Annotated in this window: 11 protein-coding genes; 7 read left to right on the top strand and 4 right to left on the bottom strand. The window is 56.4% G+C overall.

Going from position 1 to position 18,623, the window contains the following annotated elements:
- The first annotated feature begins 395 nt into the window (after positions 1-395).
- Positions 396-659, top strand: a complete 264-nt coding sequence (locus tag CA51_RS13745) for a hypothetical protein (RefSeq protein ID WP_145121499.1) — start codon at positions 396-398, stop codon at positions 657-659.
- 86 nt (positions 660-745) lie between these two features.
- Here CA51_RS13745 and pgi read toward each other — a convergent pair whose 3' ends face one another.
- Both pgi and CA51_RS13730 read right to left on the bottom strand, forming a co-directional pair.
- Positions 746-2,380 carry a glucose-6-phosphate isomerase gene (gene pgi, locus CA51_RS13740; protein WP_145121497.1) on the bottom strand — a complete coding sequence of 545 codons (1,635 nt, stop codon included), beginning with the start codon at positions 2,378-2,380 and terminating at the stop codon, positions 746-748.
- Between the two features lie 1,270 nt (positions 2,381-3,650).
- Entirely contained in the window at positions 3,651-5,987 is a 2,337-nt protein-coding gene (locus CA51_RS13730) for an alpha-mannosyltransferase (protein WP_145121493.1), read from the bottom strand.
- Between the two features lie 414 nt (positions 5,988-6,401).
- Here CA51_RS13730 and CA51_RS13725 point away from each other — a divergent pair, with 414 nt between their 5' ends.
- The 5 genes from CA51_RS13725 to CA51_RS13710 all read left to right on the top strand — a co-directional run bounded on the left by CA51_RS13725 (position 6,402) and on the right by CA51_RS13710 (position 14,305).
- A complete protein-coding gene (locus CA51_RS13725) occupies positions 6,402-8,096 on the top strand; it encodes a serine/threonine-protein kinase (RefSeq protein WP_197451171.1) in 1,695 nt (564 codons plus the stop codon).
- A 188-nt stretch (positions 8,097-8,284) separates the two neighbouring features.
- Entirely contained in the window at positions 8,285-9,061 is a 777-nt protein-coding gene (locus tag CA51_RS13720) for a carboxylesterase family protein (protein WP_145121489.1), read from the top strand.
- A 573-nt stretch (positions 9,062-9,634) separates the two neighbouring features.
- Positions 9,635-9,787 carry a hypothetical protein gene (locus CA51_RS25875; protein ID WP_197451170.1) on the top strand — a complete coding sequence of 51 codons (153 nt, stop codon included), beginning with the start codon at positions 9,635-9,637 and terminating at the stop codon, positions 9,785-9,787.
- A gap of 422 nt (positions 9,788-10,209) precedes the next feature.
- The gene (locus CA51_RS13715) at positions 10,210-13,212 is read left to right on the top strand and encodes a DUF4838 domain-containing protein (protein WP_197451169.1); all 3,003 of its coding nucleotides are present in this window, start codon (positions 10,210-10,212) and stop codon (positions 13,210-13,212) included.
- Positions 13,213-13,333: 121 nt separating this feature from the next.
- A complete protein-coding gene (locus CA51_RS13710; RefSeq protein WP_145121485.1) occupies positions 13,334-14,305 on the top strand; it encodes a hypothetical protein in 972 nt (323 codons plus the stop codon).
- A gap of 117 nt (positions 14,306-14,422) precedes the next feature.
- Here the strand turns inward: CA51_RS13710 and CA51_RS13705 are convergent, their stop codons facing one another.
- Positions 14,423-15,028, bottom strand: a complete 606-nt coding sequence (locus CA51_RS13705; protein ID WP_145121483.1) for a histidine phosphatase family protein — start codon at positions 15,026-15,028, stop codon at positions 14,423-14,425.
- A 419-nt stretch (positions 15,029-15,447) separates the two neighbouring features.
- Between CA51_RS13705 and CA51_RS13700 the strand changes: the two genes are divergently transcribed.
- Positions 15,448-16,146, top strand: a complete 699-nt coding sequence (locus CA51_RS13700) for a pirin family protein (protein ID WP_145121481.1) — start codon at positions 15,448-15,450, stop codon at positions 16,144-16,146.
- A 46-nt stretch (positions 16,147-16,192) separates the two neighbouring features.
- Here CA51_RS13700 and CA51_RS13695 read toward each other — a convergent pair whose 3' ends face one another.
- Entirely contained in the window at positions 16,193-18,574 is a 2,382-nt protein-coding gene (locus CA51_RS13695) for a protein kinase domain-containing protein (RefSeq protein ID WP_197451168.1), read from the bottom strand.
- Between the last annotated feature and the right edge of the window lie 49 nt (positions 18,575-18,623).

The following is an 18,623-nucleotide window of genomic DNA, read 5'->3' as shown; positions in this document are numbered from 1 at the left end:
CGATTGCGATTAAACCGCCGAACGAGGGCGGCCGACCGATCTGGACGGTGATCGCGCAATCATTGGTCGCAGACCGACTGCTAAATGACCAGCGGAGGCCAATAATTGCCATTAATTCGAGGGCGATCGCTATATTTCGTCTGCTGGCACGGCATGTGCTTTACGGGTGATAGTCAACCGACAACACCTTATGCGATGGAGAGGCACAACGATGACGACCCTGACAGCACCCCGGAAACAACGTCCACAGTTTTCAAGTCTTGTCGATTCAGCTCGCGAACGAATTGCATCGAACTGGAACGCCCAGGAACGCGATCAGCGCAAAGCCGAAGCTGAGCGGAAATTGGCGAGCCTGTGCCAGATGCTTCTCTCTCCCCAGAAGGTGGCTTAGTCGCATGCAAAATGGAACTCCAGGGACTTGGGAGCAGCCGGGTTCCGGGGCGATGCGGTCGCAGACGATCGAAGACGCTTACTTGCTGTTATCGGACAACCCACACCTTCGCGGCGGTAATCGCTCGATCAGGATTCACCAAGCGCTCGACGGCAGCTTGGTGATCGATGGCCGTGTGATTTCGTACCATCTGAAGCAGATTGTTCAGGAGACGGTGCGGCCACTCGGCGCGACAATCGTCAACCGCGTCGACGTCCCACATTGGTGAGACGTCGACTATTGTTAGATTCCGTGAGCAGTTCGGCGCGTGCGAGGAGATCGCCGCACCGCAGTCGCAATGGGAGATACGGAAACCTAATTCTTACCGCTGCGATAACGCTTGATCAGCGTGTTGGTCGAGCTGTCGTGTTGCAGCGGTTGCGAATCGTCGGAATCCAATTCGGGCACGATCTTTTTCGCCAGTACCTTCCCCAACTCGACGCCCCATTGATCGAACGAGTTGATGTTCCAGAGTGCTCCTTGCACAAACACCTTGTGCTCGTACATCGCGATCAACTTGCCGAACGATTCGGGTGTTAAGCGATCGATCAAGATCGTGTTGGTCGGATGATTGCCCTCGAAGATTCGGTGAGGCACCTGGTGGTCATCGACGCCGTCGGCGCGGACCTCCGCTTCGGTCTTGCCCATCGCCAACGCTTCGGTTTGAGCGAAGAAGTTGGCCATCAATAGGTCGTGATGATTGCCCAATGGGTTGAGAGTCTCGCAGAATCCGATGAAGTCGCAGGGGATCATTTTGGTCCCCTGATGAATCAGCTGGTAGAAGGCGTGTTGGCCGTTGGTTCCCGGAGCTCCCCAAATGATCGGACCGGTCTGGTAATCGACCTGATTGCCTTCGAGATCGACCTGCTTGCCGTTACTCTCCATATCCAGTTGCTGCAGATAAGCTGTCAACTTGCCGAGGTAGTGATCGTATGGCAGGATCGCAACCGATTGAGCATCGAAGAAGTTGTTGTACCAGATGCCCAAGAGCGCCAGCAGAACGGGCAGGTTCTGCTCGAACGGTGCAGTCTTGAAGTGCGTGTCCATCGCGTGCATGCCCGCCAACATCTGGCGGAATTGGTCGGGACCAATCGACAACATCAACGACAAGCCGATCGCCGAGTCGAAGGAATAGCGACCGCCGACCCAGTCCCAAAATCCGAACATGTTTGCCGTATCGATTCCAAACGCTGCAACTTGTTCTGCGTTGGTCGAAACAGCGACAAAGTGTTTAGCGATCGCCGCTTCGTCGCCGAGTCCCTCCAGACACCATTGCCGCGCGGAGTGGGCGTTGGTCAGCGTTTCCTGCGTCGTGAAAGTCTTCGATGCAACGATGAACAGCGTTTCGGAAGGATCGAGATCTTGCAGCGCTTCGGCCAGATCCGTACCGTCGATGTTCGAAACGAAGCGGAATTGCAGATCGCGTTGGCTGTAGTGCCGCAAGGCTTCGTAGGCCATCACGGGGCCGAGGTCCGAACCGCCGATGCCGATGTTCACGATCGTGCGAATCGATTTGCCGGTGTGCCCCTTCCACTGCCCGCTGCGAACGCGATCGCAAAACGCCGCCATCTTGTCGAGCACAGCGTGCACTGCGGGGACGACATCCTCGCCATCGACGACGATCGATTCGCCTTTCGCTGCCCGCAGCGCTACGTGCAAAACCGCTCGCTGCTCGGTGGCGTTGATCTTATCGCCTCGAAACATTGCGTCGATGCGTTCGCGGAGCCCCGATTGTTCGGCAAGCTGCAGCAGCAATTGAAGCGTCTGGTCGGTGACGCGATTCTTCGAATAATCGAGGTAGATGCCAAGCGCTTCGGCGGTCATCCGTTGTCCGCGATCGCCGTCTTCTTGAAACAGCGAACGCAGATGCGTGTCACGGATTTCGGCGTGGTGCGATTGCAGCGCATTCCAGGCGGGGCTGGCGGTCAATGTTGGATTCGGGCTTGTCATGCTTTCGTTCTTCATTTTTTTGGGGGGAATCGCTTCGTCAGTCGCGCATCGAGCCGGCCGCTGTTCCAGGGAATGCGAGCCACCACAATATCGGTTCGACGATCGAGCCGTCCGCGCCATGCGACCTCCGCAGCGGAATCTCGAACGAACATTCTACCGCCTGTTTTTGATCCGCCAAACCGCCTTGAAGGCGCAAGCGGCAAGGCGATTCAGTTTTCTGATTCGAAGTTTGGTTTGGGCCAGCGCTCCGCTTTGGCGGGGCTAGGCAAGACGCTCTGCTTCGAGCCCGGGCGTGATTATTGGCGGCAAGAGAGGTTGGGAGTAAGGATTGGCCCAACAGCGTCTGTGTCGAGAGTTTGCGATGGACTTGCAAGGATCGGCCAAGGCGTGAGCTTGCGGACAGGTTGTGCTACCTGATTCTGAATTTAATGATCTCGAACGTTAGTGTTTTTTAGCCGTGAACAGTATTGTCGTTTCAGTCATGTGAACGAACACTCGACGCTGGTCCCGAGTTGGAATGGCGGTGCGTGAAGGGAGGACTATGCGGCTGTTTGGACGTAGTTTCTCCAAATGCCTGAGAAAATTTGGGACGATTCGAGCTCGCGCGACCCAATTGTGTCCCAATATTGTTCGGGAACCGTCAATGCATCGCGGGCGTTGCAGGCGGCGACCCCTCCCGAGCCGGAACGCTGCAGAGGACTCGGCGGCAACCGATTTGGACGACAGTTAAGTCGCATCAATCGTCTGCTCTGGTGGCACGCGATTTGCGACTCGACCGAATAGTAACCGACTTAAAACTCCTAGTAACCACATCTCGATTATCAAGCAACGATGAGCCAGACGCGATTATTCGTATTCCTGTTGACCCTATTCGCCTCACTGCCTGCGCTTCACGCTGGATCACCAACCGGTTGGAGCCCCGTCATCCTGCCGACGGGTGCGTACCGCAGCCACATCAAGGCGATGCCGATCCAACACCGACCGGGACGCCCTTTGCATATCTACGGAAATACGGTCCGGATGTTCGAGCAATCCAGACATAGCCAAGGGTTTCATCACCCAGTTCGGCAGATCGTCTTTGGCGATCCCGATCGTGTCGGTATCCCGGCGCGACGGTGAAGCCTCGTCTGACAGGCGACGGTTTAATCGATCGCGGTCTCGGTGGGCAAAGTCGACGACCGTTGCAGGAGCGAATTCGCGGTGATGCGGTTGGCACAGTTTCAATCGGTTTGTTGCTCTCCGCAACACAGCGCCTCTGTCGCTGCCGATCCTAAACGGTTGACAGTTGATACCCTAAATCACCGACCAGGTCGGTGTCCAATCGCGCGTTGACATCGCGTAATAATCGATCGTCAAAAAATTCCAGGTACTGTTTGCGGCGGTACCAAGAAGGATCGAAGTCCTGTTGGCGAACCGTTTCATCCGGCCCGATGCGTTCTCGAACCGATCGAAAGTCACCGCCGGCGGATGCGTGGTGGAGTGTTTTTCCAATTTGCTGCATCGCACCTCTTTGGCACTGCTGCAGCGATTCGGAACGCAAATGGTAGATCCGATGGCGTGAACCAGCCATGCGAAGCCAAATGCGATTCAGAACGTTGTACACGTCCACAGGGTTTTGATTTGGATAGACTTGGCTTGTTCCAAGGACAAAATCGCTGAACGAACGGTGCTGGAAGCCGCTTCCGATTTCAAAGCGGTATGCCGACACGAGCCAGGCATAGGGATGGCGTGTACACAACACGTAGACGAGCCTTTCCCCTTTTACCTTGTCGCCGCACCACATTAGATTGGGACCGTGCTTCCATCCCAACTCGTTTGCGTAGACCGCAACATCAAAGTTCTTTCGCAGCAACACCGCGGCTAAGTTGGTGCACGTCCGTGGCAGCCCATAAATCTTGACAGCGCGTGCAACTTGACGTTGCTTTTTTCTGCCAGCTCGAGGTGCGGACCGTGAAGCGTAACTGTGATCTGAAGTTGCTTGGTAGATCGAATCGCCGGCATACGGTTCATAGAGCTCGCCGCCCTCCAGTCGCACCCGCCATGGAGTCTGGCGTTGGTACGCTTCGTCTGAGTCTGGATCGACGTTCAAACGCAGACGCGTTTGCTCTGGATACGCGTTGGATTCCGCTGCATCCGATCTACGTGCAGCGACCGGTGAGTCCCGTTTCCGTTCTGCGAGCGGCGAATTGGGATAAGGCGTCGACAGTAACGCCCGGCGGGAGCTTGGATAAGCGTCCTCGGACTGATACGTGAACGCCGCGGGATGCGTTTCGTTTGAACTAGGATACGGATCGAACGACCGGAACTCGGGAGCCGGCGAGAGATCGTAGGAGCTTCTCACGGACGCGTGACGGTGAATTGGATAGGCGAGCGTGAGCGATTTGGTGCTTGGCTTCGACCCTGAGTAGATCACGACGCGATGCCGTTCACCACTGACCCGAACGCCGGTCCAGTAGCTGCCCGACCATCGCAATCGAATGGGGGCCGCGTCACCGCCGATCAAGTTCAGCGTGACGGTTCCACTGGGCTGTTCGGCTAGCTGCCAGTAACGGGGTAACATCTGCAGTTTGCTTTCGATCGTTCCGTTACTTCGAAACCGAATTTCGGCTTCTTGTGTCGGGCTTGCAGAGCATTTTAAGTCGGTGCGGTCGATCAGTCGCACGGCGTGTTCACGTTCGATCGCCGAACTTCCGTCTTTCCACTCCGCGATGACATCGGCCCAACTGCGTCGCAGTTCATGCAAAATCGAAACGCACAGCGGGCCGTGACGAAACCCCGGGACGACTCGGTTCTTTTGATGAAGATCCCACTTCGCGCGGGCCCGATGCTGAAAGATGATTCGGCCGTCGGGGTCGTGCTGGTACAAGACTCCGTTGTTTGGCGGACTGCTAGGTCCGAAAGGGACCGTTGCGTACTTTCGCCCCAATCGATTCCAGGCGAATCGGAAAGTGTCTTTGTCGCCATATACGAACTGATAATAAAACTCTGCTTGTTGGTTAAAGTGCAGAGTCAAAGCGAGTTCGCGTTGGACGATTTTTCGATCGACGAGGACCTGCCCCGATTCGAACTCAGGTTCATTTGCAAGCGGCACATTAAACGCGCTCCACGCATCCGGATGGATCGTGCCATAAGGTGTTTCGCCGCCGCGATGGCGATCGGTCCAAAAGAGCGAACCAAAGTTGCGAAATTCGGGGGCGTCAAATAGATAGGTGGGATCATCCACAGGAACGTTGTCGCTATCCAAATACAGCATGCGGCGAAACCGACTGTGCAGCATTGCAAAGGGTTTGATCGCCCAGCCCTGAAGCTCTTCTACGCCATTGCGGCGACAGATCTCCATCGCATCGACGAGTCTAATATCGAGTGGTTCCACCAGTTGTTGCATCTGTGGTGGCATTTCTGCTGGGCCGCGGTACCACAGTTCAATTGGCAACTGGCAGCCGAGATGACGAAGCAGACGCAGGAGCACGTAGGCCTGAACGAAATAGGTTGGGCCTCCAGCACAAATCACAATCCCGTCCTCGGACGCGTCGTCGATGGGAGCATCGACGTGCTGAAGAATGGTGTCAGCCGCCATCTGACGATAGCTAAACAATGGCTCGTTCATAATTGGCTCGCGGTACGGCAGAATGCGTTGTTGGAGATGATGCGACGATTAGCGATGGTTTGGCGTGCAGGCTAAGCTGTCGGCGGTGGTGTGCAACGAACGTAATGCAAGCGGCGTCGGCATGCCATTAACCGTTGTGAAAAACGGAAAAATCGCCCGCCGGAGAGATTGTCTACCACGCAAATCGAGGTGTCTGCAAAAATGCTCGCTTTGTCCCGACGGGTTTGTTAGTCTTACGAAGCGACATCATCCCTCGTGTCGCCTCACCCGGCCGACCACAGCGACAACCGCATTGAAGCCATCGTGACAGCAACCCTACTCGCTCGAAAGAACAGCAAGTTTGCAGCCTCGATGCCACTTCGCGCCGAGTTCATAGAGAAGGGCTGTGTAGTACTTCTGGACGAATCGATCGTCATGGAAGTACGCCCCGGGCAAGTCAGTGTCAGCGGGCCGTACGAGCTGACGATCGTTGAGGATAAGGGAGAAGAGCCGAGTCTGATCACGAAGCGGGAGCACACTTTTGAATCGGAGACGAAGGTCGTCGATTCAAGCACCGCATCGATCACTATCGATGTCTATCCGCTGGTCGGCGGATACCATTTGCAAGGCTTCCTCGGCCGTGGCGGAATGGGGACGGTCTGGAGCGCGCACCAGCTCTCGACGAATCGAAAGGTTGCGGTCAAGATGATTAACTCACGGATGATGGACGACCCCGACGCGCAACGTCGATTCAAACGCGAGGTCCAACTGGCAGCGAAGCTGTCCCATCCACATATCGCCAGGATCTACGACAGCGGGTTGGCCAATGGCCAGTATTTCTACTCGATGGAATTCGTCGATGGGCTATCTTGGAACCGATACGTTCGTAAAACAAAGCCTGCCCGGTCGGTGATCTTGAACCAATTGCTTCAGGTGCTCGACGCCGTCGGTGCTGCTCATGCGGCGGGAGTGGTCCATCGCGACCTGAAGCCGTCGAATATTTTGATCGATAAGTCCGATACGGCTTTTGTCGTCGATTTTGGCCTCGCTAAACAACAAGTTGAATCGGAGGAGGAATTGACGCATGGCGGCGTCGTTGGAACCTATGCCTTCATGCCTCCTGAGCAGGCGACGGGGCGTTCCGACGCGGTTGATGCTCGGAGCGATGTTTATGCGATCGGAGCGATGATTCTTTATCTGCTCGATGATAGCCTTTCACAGACGATAGCGTCGCAACCGCGGAAGCCTTATCGATCTCTGGTGGCGACATTGAATCAGGCCGCTGCGACAACGCTCTCCAAGGATCCTCAACTCCATTCGATCGTAAGAAAAGCGATCTCCAACGCGCCAGAAGATCGGTTCTGCGATGCGGATCAATTTGGTCGTGCGTTGCGAGACTACATAGCGGAGAACTTCGAACTAACCACACGCGATTTTGCCCGCGACCCACTTTCTTCAAATTCGGTGCAACGAGGTCCTAATTGGTCTTGGGGGATACCGGCTGCCGGTATCGCGATGTTAGTTGTCGCAGTGTCGGTCGCGATCTATCCGACAGACTTTCTCAGCGGTAGCAAAGCGATCGATCCTGTCATCGAACAGGAGGTGAAGGCGGAGGAAACGCTGCCGATCGAAATTCCAACAGATCCTCGATGGATCACCACCAGGATGATTGGCGCCAAACGCTACCAGCATCAGGAACTTGTGCATCCGCAACGATGGCCTGTGGTCGGAGTCAACTTACGTGTTTCACAGTTCAAGGATGACAATATCGTAAAGACCGTAGAGCTTGTCTTTCGCGACCCGAAGTCGAACGCTGTGGAGAGGTCTGCCGTGGCGGGGCTGCCGACCATTGGCGAAGAATTCTCCGTGATGGCGCGAGATGGCTATGCCCTTGCGGGGATCCAAGCGTACGGTAAGAAACGGATCAGCGGAATGAAGCTCGTCTTCATGCGGATCGAACCCGACGGTTCGAGACTAAACCCAAGCGATCGATATGAATCGCCGTGGTACGCTGGCGAATCATCGGGCGATGACATTCAGCTCGGCTGTACTGGCGATTTTGTGTTAGGTGTTCGAACTTCGTACGACGCTGATATCAACAATCTGGGGCTGCTGATGTTGGCGAAATAGCTCGCCACGATACTGCCTCGCGATGCGATCCACAGGTTGCTCCATCGCAAGCTTTCGGTCGCTGTGGTGCAGGAAGCGGTTTGCGTCGACGGGCGAAACATGCTCGACGAAGGCCTGTTCCCAACAATATCGCAACTTTCTGCTACCGAAAGTTGCAGCTTAGAACCTCCTGATTGTAAAGCCATTCAATGCAAAGACACAGTTCGGCAATGGGCTTCGTTGCGGCGTTTACGATCGCATTTCACGTCCTGGTTTCCAGCGGTCAGGTCCGCGTCGATGCAGCGGAGTTACAGGAACGGGTTGTGGAGCGGACTTATTCGGAAACGCTACAGTACCGCTGTCTTATCAATCTTCCCGACGCGTACCAAACGGACAAGAGTCGTCGCTGGCCGTTGATTTTGTTTCTTCACGGCGGCGGCAATCCAACCCCCGAAGAACTGAAGGCGTCGATTCGTGGACTGCTTGGCCTGCCTGCAGTGGTGGTTGCTCCGATCTGCCCGCCGTCGCAGTACGGTGATCGCTACACGAATTGGGACTCGATGCAGTTGGGCGAGGTCGCTCGTGAAGTCGGCAAAGAATTTCGGATCGACGAGAATCGACGTTCGGTGATCGGTTTTAGCATGGGAGGATCCGGCGCGTGGGAACTGCCTTCATACGAGCAGGACCTGTTTTCGAAATCCGTGGTAATTGCCGGTCTTTGCCATCCGTGGTCTTTGCGTCACTATCCGAAAACTCAAGTCTGGGTGTTCGTTGGCGAAGAAGACTACATGCGGAAAGAACAACAGGAGACGGTCAGCTCGGCGAAGCGGTTCAAAGTCGACGTGGTTGAAACCGTTTGGGCGGGAGCGGATCACGGAGGAATCTTCCAAAACGCCATGTCGTATCAGAGGATGTTGAATTGGCTTGTCCAAGATGAGGACTTGAGACTAGAGCAGCAGATGCCGCCGGGCCGGGCTGTGCCATAGCCGGTCGCCTTGGATCGTTTCATCGCTGCAGCCACGGTGAGCGATTGGCTTGTTGGTGAGCCGTCGGGCGACCTGAACGCTGGGGCGACGTGTTGGCTTGAGTCGGAGTAATCGTCTCGCCGGACGGAAGACAAAAGTTGATTTGGCGTTAGGTTTCCGCTAGCCTTCGATGAGTGCTTTCGTCCGCCCAATCTGCGGAATCGGGAGCGGACGAGGATGCACGCTCTCGTTTTGTCGAATCCAAAGGTAGCTAGAATGAAGACGTTTCTGCAGATCACGTTATGTGTAATTGTTGCCACTGGGTGGAGCTACGGCGGACAATCGCTTGACGACGTTGGCACTTCTGCAAATGGAAGCGACAAGACCACAGCATTCGACGCGGCTCTTGGTGCGCAACCAAAGCTGTTGCGAATTTCGGGGCGTTTTGACGGCAGTGGGCGGATCAGGTTCACTCGCCGTGTCGTGCGTTACGAACACAAAAGTTGGCAGCCCCCGAGTCGTGTTCTCTTCGACGGTGAACCTTGGACGAAATTGGATCGAACACCGGCGCCGTGGCGTGATTTCGGAGCTCGTTTGGATCTTTCCAAGGCATGGATCGTCAAGCGAAAAGGTCGCGACGTGATCGCACTGGAACATACGCCCGACGGTTTCGATCTGTACGTCTGCGACTCGCCCAACGGTTCGGACGACTACAGCGTGACGCTTGCAATCCCGCGACGAAAGTAATTCGCGCCCGGGGATAACAAAACTAAGGCGACAAGTTCTGGTGCCGGATGGCTTGACCGGAGCCGTATCGATGCGACTTGACCCTGTGTTGGAAGCGGCGACGTCGATCGCGTTGTGGTGAAGAACGCTCTCTTCGCCCTGCGCTAACGTGGGCCAGCGGTCCGCTACGACTTGCTATCACCGGTGCGTTCGATTAGCCTTCTCGCTTCTCTCGTGGTTTGCAAATGGAATACGTTCGCCTTTGCTGAAACGAGTTTGATAGCTGATGGCTTTCGCTGGAACTGCCGATGCTGGCGGACGGTCGACTTGGGTCGGCGGTATCTACGCCATGTCGCCTTCAGCCAATGGAAGTCAGAAAGAATAGACCCCGCCAAAAAACTGCGTCACTCCCGAACAAACGCAGTCTCACCACGGATTTGATCATGCGTAAACGCACTCCCTTCCTCGCTGCTCTATTTGGTTGCCTGTTGGCGAACATAGCGGCGGCGGATGAAACCATCGTTGCAAGTTTGGCGGTCGAGCCGAACACTTGCTATCGCTTGCAGTTCGACGCGGAGGTCGATGGGGAATCGGCTACTTGGTTACTCGACACGATCGATGAACAGGGGGACGTACCGCACGCGGGCAGTCATCACGATGCGTGGCAGCAGATCACGCCAGAGCAAAGCCACTACGTTCATGTCTTTCGCACGGTACCGAATGCCACAACGGTTAAGCTTGCGGTTCGCGGCGAAGGGAAACTGCCACAAGCCAGCGACGTGCAACTGCAGGCGGTGACGGTGGATAGCTTGTTTGTGAACGGAGATTTTCGCGAAGGCCCCGGGAACTATTCCGGTTGGTCGGAAACTCTCAACACTCATTTTGTCGAAGTCGACGGCAAGACCGCGTTGAAGATTGAGCACAACGGGTATGCGTTGACCGATCGCATTCCGGTGGTTGGCGGAGCGGACTATCGCTTCGACGCCGGTTCGGCGATGCCAAACTACGTGTTGGCTTACGATTCCGATATGCATCTGCTGACGCCGGCTCCTTACAACCGCCACCGCGAACTGAAGACTCCCGAACAGGCTGCGTATCTTCGGTTGTTATATCAGACCAGCTTTGACCACATCCCTGCCTACCGGACAAAAACGATTACGGGTGTGGGGCTGCGACCTGTTGATGCCGACGCTGTCGCGGACGAGACGGATCTTCCGCTGTACCCTGGCGAAGTTGTGCTCGACAGCCAAGCCGATCCACGCGAGCTGCGGGCGGCTCACGAGCTGTGTCATTGGATCCGGGAGATTACCGGCAAACGGCTGGTCCTGCTCGCGCAGCCCTCCCAACGCGACAACACCAAGTTTTTGCTTGGGGCCAAGTGGGCACAAGAATATCAAAACGACATCGACTATCTGGCCGGATCGGATGGATATGCCATCCGCCGCAACGGAAACAGGATCCATGTATTTGGAAGCCATCCGCGCGGGACGTTGTTTGGCGTTCATGCTCTATTGGAGAAAAACACCGACATCATCTGGCCGCGGCCGCATCCGGATTTCGTCGCGGTTTATTCACATGTACCCGAAATCGAATTCTCGCAGACTGATCTAATCTCCCGACCCGCGTTTAAGGTGCGGCAGATATCATTCCCCGGCGGCGATCGGAACCCTGTGATCAGTCACGATTGGATCGGCCGAAATGGCGGCAACTCGCCGATGAAATTGGGGAAAGGGTTCCAGTATCTGAATTGGTTGTCGGGGGCAACGATCGGCGCAGGAGGCGGCTACATTTGGAGTTTCATGGGGCTGAAGCTGGAGGACGAAACGCTGTACCCGCTGGTCAACGGGAACCGCCTGCGCAACATGTGGCGGCAGCCCTGTTACACGCATCGGGACGTTCCCAAGGTCATGGCCGACGCCGCGCGAGAAATGCTGGAAAGCGTCCCGGGCCGAAAGCTCGAGTTTCTTATCTCGCGAGTGGGAGATAACTGGGAGGTCTGTAGTTGTCCCGATTGCATGCAGCCGATTCCTCTAGCCGATGGCAGCGAATTGGCTCCCAAAGCGACAAGCAGTATCAAAGATCCGCTCTTCTTTTCGACTCGCAATTACATGATGCTGAATCGGATGGCGGAAGAGTTGGTCAAGGATTATCCCGACCTGGAACTGCATACGCACGCCTACATTTTTGCCGGCGAGCCACCCGAGGTGAAACTGCATCCAGCGATCGTTCCTCACTTCGCTGCATACCCGACGAAAAACGAACGGTATCCCATTTTGGAACAGCCCTCCGAACCGGGCGCTGTTTGGGGCAGACGGATGCGACAGTGGAGCGAAGAGCAAGATGTCCGGTTTGGATTTTTTGGCTACTACTACGCTGCAGGATTTAACGCGCTGGCCGACACCGCCGGCCCCGATTACAAGGCGCTGGCTGAGATGGGCGGCATCCATGCACATTGCGAAGGGTTTGCTGTCGATTCAACCGACACGAGTAGCTGGGACGTCGACGGTTGCGAGAAATGGGCGATCGCAAAACTGCAATGGGATCCGACTTTGGATCCGGCGGCGCTACGCGATGAATACATCACTCGCACCTACCGCGAAGCGTCCGAACCGATGCGGCAGTTCTACCAGATCATCAACGATTCATGGCACGATTCCAGCAATCCCACGACGGTAAATTGTCACACGCCGGCTGCGGAGCTGTTCCAGAAGTTCATCGTCGATCCCGGCGTTGAGAAGCGTGCGCGGGCTGCGTTGTTGGAAGCCCAAGAGCTTGCTACCGATCCAAAAACGCAAAAGTTGGTCGCGCGGGTGCTTGAAATGTTTGACCACTATGCTGCCGGGCTCAATCGTCTGCCGGTTCCGTTGGTTCCCGAATCGACCGAGCAATGGAGCCAATACGATTCGCCACACTGGTACAAGGCTCATGAGATCAGCGGGTTCAAGCGAATCGCTAACGCAGTGCCACTCGCTGAGGATACCCCGACGCAGTACCCAACGACGGTTGCGTCGATGCGGGACAAGGATCATCTGTATTTCAAGATCGATGCTTTTACGAATGACGATCCGGCGACGGTTGCCTCGCAACCCTCGGATGCTTTCCCGCAGGGGGACCGCGTCGAAATTGTACTTCGGTCCGGGACCGACACCTACTATTTCGCAGTCGGCGAGGATCGTGGAACCTACTTATTGAAGAACTGGAACACGGCGGAGGGGGCCTGGAACAACAAGGTTCGGACTCAGCACGATCGAGGTGATGGAGGTTGGTCGGTGCTGCTGGCGGTTCCATTGAAAGATATCGGCGCGGATCGGGACAGCATCGATATCGATGGCAAGTTCAGCAGGGTCGTCCATCCGCAGAGTGACAAACGCGAGGAAAGCACTTACGACGGTCGCGGTATATTCACCCAGCACAAACTGTTACGCAGTCCGTTGCAGTTTGATTAGCAGTTCCCCCCGACCGGCGTTCGTCGCGTCACACGTACGGTTTAGTTTTCCTTTTGTTCGACGCCCGTGTCGCTGTTGAGTTCACGCCTTCATTTTGAATCTACATCTGAAGTTCGCTCCCATGAAATCGATTCTACAACTCGCCGGACTCTGTTTGTTGTCGGGAGCCGCAACGGCAAACGCGCAAACTCTACTGAGTATTCCCTTTGATAACGACGACGATCTCCAACACTTCGTCGCCTCGGTCGATGAACTGGCAGTAGAGCCGGTGTTTGATAACCAACGCTGTCTCGTCGTCGATAGCGATGTGGTCGCTCAAGCGTTGAAGCCGATCGGCGTGCAACCGTTACAAAAATACAAGCTCATAATTCGAGCAGCCGTCGACGATTCCGACACCGTCGAAACCAACGACCGATTGCCCGAGATCCTTGCCAAGAATGGCGGCAAGAGTTTCGCGGCCTGCCAATTGACGTTCTTCGACAAGGATGGGGAAGAGACGACCTTTCTACTGTACGGAAGAATTCGGATGCGGGCCGATCCTATCTCGATCATCTCGGGGCAATTGCACGAGTTCGTCTCCGTCTTTTATGCACCACCCGAGGCTGAAACACTGCAACTGAAACTGTTGCCGCGGGGACGGAAGGTCTGGATCGATGAGATCGTTCTGGAGCGAGAGACGTCGGAGGGGACGGAGAATGGGAATCCCGATTTCCGCTACGGCAAGTTCAATCTCAGCGGATGGGATCCAGGTTCGGAGGGGCGGCTGTACGTTCGGTCCGATGGGACAACCGTTTTGAAATGTGGAACGAGCGGCGGAAGTTCATTTTTCGCAGTGGACGATCAGGCCAGGTATTCTTTCCATTGCAAGGGGAAAGGCTACTCCCAAACCGCTGGGAAAGTCACCGTTTCGTTTTACGATATGACGGGTAAAGACCTGGGATACACGCACTTGTTTTGGGACAGAGACATGGAGGAAGGAGCGACCAAAAATGGTATCAAACCACCGCCTGGAGCAAAGTTGGCGATGCTGAAATCCTCTCGGCTGATTCTAGAAAAGGTGATGGTAACTCAAGACGGGCCAGCGACGGATTAGGCAGCCTTTTTTAAGATAAAATCTTCGCGGTTTTCGATTCACCAAACCGCGGCAAAGTCGATCCACCTGGTCAATCTGTTCTCTCAGGCTGACGTCGCGGCCGATTCGCGGGCTGGTTCATTCTTCATTACCGCCGCTGTTCCACATCCGGATCACTGGATCGTCGCGGTCGTGGTGATAACCGAGAATGCTGACCGTCGCAGGATCGAGAAAAAAGCGTTCGCCAAACCGAGGCTCCAGCTCGATCCAACAGGCGGCCAAGACGTTCAGCATGTGACCGTGAGAAAAGATCAGGACATTGCCATCGATCGCGCGGATCCGTTGGATCACTCGGCGGGCGCGATCGGCCACCTCGGCAAGCGTCTCCCCCGCAGGGCAACCGTCTGAAAAGAGGCTCCAGCCAGGGCGTTGCTGCTGAATCTCGCGGGTCGTCTTCCCTTCGTACTGGCCGTAGTCCCATTCGACGAGATCGGGATCGACGACAGCCATCTCCGAGTACCCCGCAAATCTACAGGTGGCCGAGGCACGCCGCAGAGGGCTGGTGAAGACCGCGTCGGGGTTGAGATTCTCCAATCGCCGACCGAGCCGTTGAGCATCGTGGACGCCGCGATCGGTAAGATCGATGTCGGTTAGCCCGGTGTGTTGGCGGTTCCGCGACCACTCCGTTTCGCCGTGACGAGCAACAAATATTTGTGGGAGCGGATTTGGGGCGAAACGTTGCATTTGCGGCCTTTGCGTTTTTGAAAATCGCAGCGGCCAGGAGTTTTCTGATATTTCCTCGAACCTTCGCCAGCCGCCGCAGCTCGCGCAGGATCGCACAAAACCTAAGGGAATTCAAGGACGTGGATGCCTGGGTTTAATTGGGCTGGGCGTGAAAGCGTCAAATTTTCGTGGCCCCCCATGTCCACCCCCAACGCTTATATAGGTGGCATCATAAGTGGCGGTTTGCGTTTGCTACGGCAACTCTGTCGGGCAAGACTCCCTCGCGATTCGTTCGCACTAGGTCGCCCGACGACGTTTGCTGCACGCTGCGACGACATGCCCGGAGGACGCGATTGCCGTTAAGCAATGCATTAACGGCGGTCAGCGAAATCACGGATTGCGTCGAAATGACGACACCTATTCTATATAGACCGGAAACGATGATCACACTTCGTAAGTCGAATGAACGTGGCCGCGCTGATTTAGGCCGTCTGAAGTCGTACCACACGTTTTCCTTTGCATCCTATCACGACCAGGCTCACATGGGATTTCGCGCCCTGCGAGCGATGAACGAGGACTGCGTTGCCGCCGGGCATGGCTTCGGACGCCATGCGCACGCCAACATGGAAATCGTTTCTTACGTCCTCGACGGGACGCTTGAATTGAAGGATTGGATGGAGGAGGGCGAAGTCGTGCAGGCCGGGGAACTGCAGCGGATCAGCGCGGGGACTGGGATCTCGCACAGCGAAATCAACCCTTCGGAAAATCAATCGGCGCACTTTTACCAGGTCTGGCTGCTCCCTAAAGTTCGCGATGTCAGGCCCAGCAGCGAACGCCGGCGGTTTGATGACGGAGAGATGAAGAACTCGCTTCGCGTGGTCGCATCGCCCGATGGACGCGACGGATCGCTGTCGATCCAACAGGACGCGCTGCTGTATCTTTCGAAGCTGGAAAGCGGAGCGACACTCGATTTTGCGATCGATGCAGGCCGATACGCCTGGTTGCAAGTGTTGCGTGGTTCGGTCGCTCTTAACTCCAACCATCTCGAAACGGGAACGGGAGCCGCGATCGAAAACGAATCGCTGTTGCGGATCGATGCGACCAGCGACGCCGAGATCATGCTGTTCGACCTCGCGTAAACGCCCGCCATAGCCGGCGGGCGCCCCACGCGGTCGCCACTTGAGATCAGCGTTGGCTGCATTGCTCCAGTAGCTGATCAAACCGCGGCCGCTGCGGATCGTTTAATGGTATCCGTTCCAGGCACTTCCGCAGCGCACACTCCGCTTCTTCAACCCGTTTGATCTGCAACAGCGATTCGCCCATCGCACCGTAAGCGGCTGCGTGCTGCGGATCCAATTCGATCGCGCTGCGAAAAGCTCCGATCGCCTCGGGATGATCTCCACGAGCGGCATTGGCTAATCCCAATTGGTAATGAGCAACTGGGAGGTTCGGATCGATCCGCAAGGCTGCTTGGAACTGGGCGATCGCCTCTGCAAAGTTCCCCGCATCGGCGTCGCATCGTCCGACATTGTAGATCGCCATGACGAAGGTTGGATCGATCTGCAGAGCGGACTCGAAGTACGCCTGCGCTTCCTCCTTGCGTCCAAGTTGCTCGAGTGCCAATCCCATGTTGTTGTGAGCCAGGGCGGCTTGGGGACGAATTGCGAGAGCCGCTTGGTAGTAGCGGACGGCGTCGGCGGGATCCTGGTCGCGAAGTTCATCGGCGAGTGTAAAGTTAGCCAAAAAATCGTCGGTGTGGATTCGTTGTATCTGCTTGCGAAATGCGATCGGTTCCATTCCCGCTTCGGCCATCCGGTCTCCGATCGCTCGCAGCAGCTGAATCGATACTCCGGCATTCAACGCAGCTTGGGAGAGTTCCGAGAGCGCGGCTTGATCAAGCCATGTGTCCGGGCTGCGAATCCGATCGCGGAGCCCCGTTGGATCGTGATCTGCCAGACAAGCGACCTCCAGCAACCAACACCGCCGCGTCGGGGCATCTGCACAGACGGCCCAGTTGTCCAGTGCGGCGACCAACGCGTCGCGAAAGTCCGAAGTTTTGATTCGGGCGGCGACGTCGGCCGGCGGTTGGTCGGGATTCCCGATATCCAATCGATCGAACAGTATTTCGTAGCGGGCGTCGGCATGAGCTCGATTGGATTGCGCGTCATAGCGTCCGTCGTTCACCGAGACGCGATGTAGTCGCAGCGCGACAAGTTCTTCGACACTATCTAGGTTTGCCACCGCGCGATCGATCCGCTGGCGAAGGTCTTGATGGCCGCCGTCCCCCAACTTTCCCAATAGGGCTCGCGTTTCGGAATACCGCCCCTCCCGTTCGAGCTTGAGTCCCGATTCCAACCGCGCGGTCAGACGAGCCTTTTCGGTCTGTCGGTTTGCCGCCAGGGCGAGTTCACGCGTACCGTAGATCGCGGACATGCCTAACAGAGCTAACGCCGTCACGATCAACGCGGCGGTTGTTGGACTGCGACGCACCCAGCGTCCCAAACGAACCGCGCGACCGATCGGCCGCGCAGCGATCGGTTCATACCTCAAAAAGCGTTGCAGATCATCAGCCAGTTCGGCTGCGGTTGCGTACCGTTGATAAGGCTCTTTTTCGAGACACTTCAGGCAGATCGTTTCTAGATCGCGGGGGACGCTGGAATTAAGCTCCGACGGAGATTGCGGCGTTTCGGAAATCAAACGCTGTTCGGTTTCGATCACCGATTCACCGCGAAACGGCGGCCGACCGGTGAGCATCTGGTACAGCAACGTCCCCAACGCATAGATGTCGACAGCCGGTCCGATCTCGCCACCGATTACCTGTTCGGGCGCCATGTAGCTGGGCGTCCCCATGCGGGCGCCGGTGAGTGTTAACCCGGCGTCGAAATCGACTTGCCGTGCGAGTCCGAAATCGCTGATCTTGGGCGTCGCGTTTTCGTCCAGCAAGATGTTGGCGGGTTTCAGGTCGCGGTGCACGATCCCGCACTCGTGCGCCGATTGCACGGCTCGCGACAGCAACGCAAGCGTCTCCGCAGCGTCGCGCACCGAGACCGGTTTGTCGGCGAGCTGTTGCGCGAGTGTTCCCCCTTCCACCAACTCCATCGCGTAGAACGGGCGGCCAGAGACCTCGCCAACGTCGTAGATTTGTACGATTTGCGGATGTTGTAAACGCGCGATCGCCTCCGCTTCGCGGGCAAACCGCAACCGTTCAACCTGGCTGGCGTACGGTCCGGCCAACAACATTTTGATCGCAACGTCTCGATTCAGATTGACCTGACGGGCGCGATAGACCACTCCCATTCCGCCGTGGCCAAGGATCGTTTGCACCTCATAGCCGGGGATTGTGGGCAGGTCGGCGTTTAGGACAGCCGACGCGACGTGCGGCATCGACCCGGGACTGGCTGGACTTGGAAACAACAGATCGATCTGGGCTTCGACATTCCGCAGCTCGTGGAATCGGCGACGCAGGTCGTTGGCCAGGGCTGGATGTTCGGCGCACACATCCTCGATCGAACGATGCGACTCAAGAATTTCCTCGAGCAAGACTTCCAATTGAGCTTCGTAATTCATTACACCATCTTCCGCATTGCGGCGCCGCTGTGGCAGCATGCTAAAGCAA

The organism is Rosistilla oblonga (assembly GCF_007751715.1).
Taxonomy (GTDB): Bacteria; Planctomycetota; Planctomycetia; order Pirellulales; family Pirellulaceae; genus Rosistilla; species Rosistilla oblonga.
This window is presented reverse-complemented; position numbering and strand designations above follow the sequence as displayed.

Coding starts and splice junctions, on each gene's coding strand:
- CA51_RS13700 (WP_145121481.1), top strand. CDS start 15,448: ATGATCACACTTCGTAAGTCGAATGAACGTGGCCGCGCTGATTTAGGC.
- pgi (WP_145121497.1), bottom strand. CDS start 2,380: ATGACAAGCCCGAATCCAACATTGACCGCCAGCCCCGCCTGGAATGCG.
- CA51_RS13720 (WP_145121489.1), top strand. CDS start 8,285: ATGCAAAGACACAGTTCGGCAATGGGCTTCGTTGCGGCGTTTACGATC.
- CA51_RS13695 (WP_197451168.1), bottom strand. CDS start 18,574: ATGAATTACGAAGCTCAATTGGAAGTCTTGCTCGAGGAAATTCTTGAG.
- CA51_RS13710 (WP_145121485.1), top strand. CDS start 13,334: ATGAAATCGATTCTACAACTCGCCGGACTCTGTTTGTTGTCGGGAGCC.
- CA51_RS13725 (WP_197451171.1), top strand. CDS start 6,402: ATGGAAGTACGCCCCGGGCAAGTCAGTGTCAGCGGGCCGTACGAGCTG.
- CA51_RS13730 (WP_145121493.1), bottom strand. CDS start 5,987: ATGAACGAGCCATTGTTTAGCTATCGTCAGATGGCGGCTGACACCATT.
- CA51_RS13745 (WP_145121499.1), top strand. CDS start 396: ATGCAAAATGGAACTCCAGGGACTTGGGAGCAGCCGGGTTCCGGGGCG.
- CA51_RS13715 (WP_197451169.1), top strand. CDS start 10,210: ATGCGTAAACGCACTCCCTTCCTCGCTGCTCTATTTGGTTGCCTGTTG.
- CA51_RS13705 (WP_145121483.1), bottom strand. CDS start 15,028: ATGCAACGTTTCGCCCCAAATCCGCTCCCACAAATATTTGTTGCTCGT.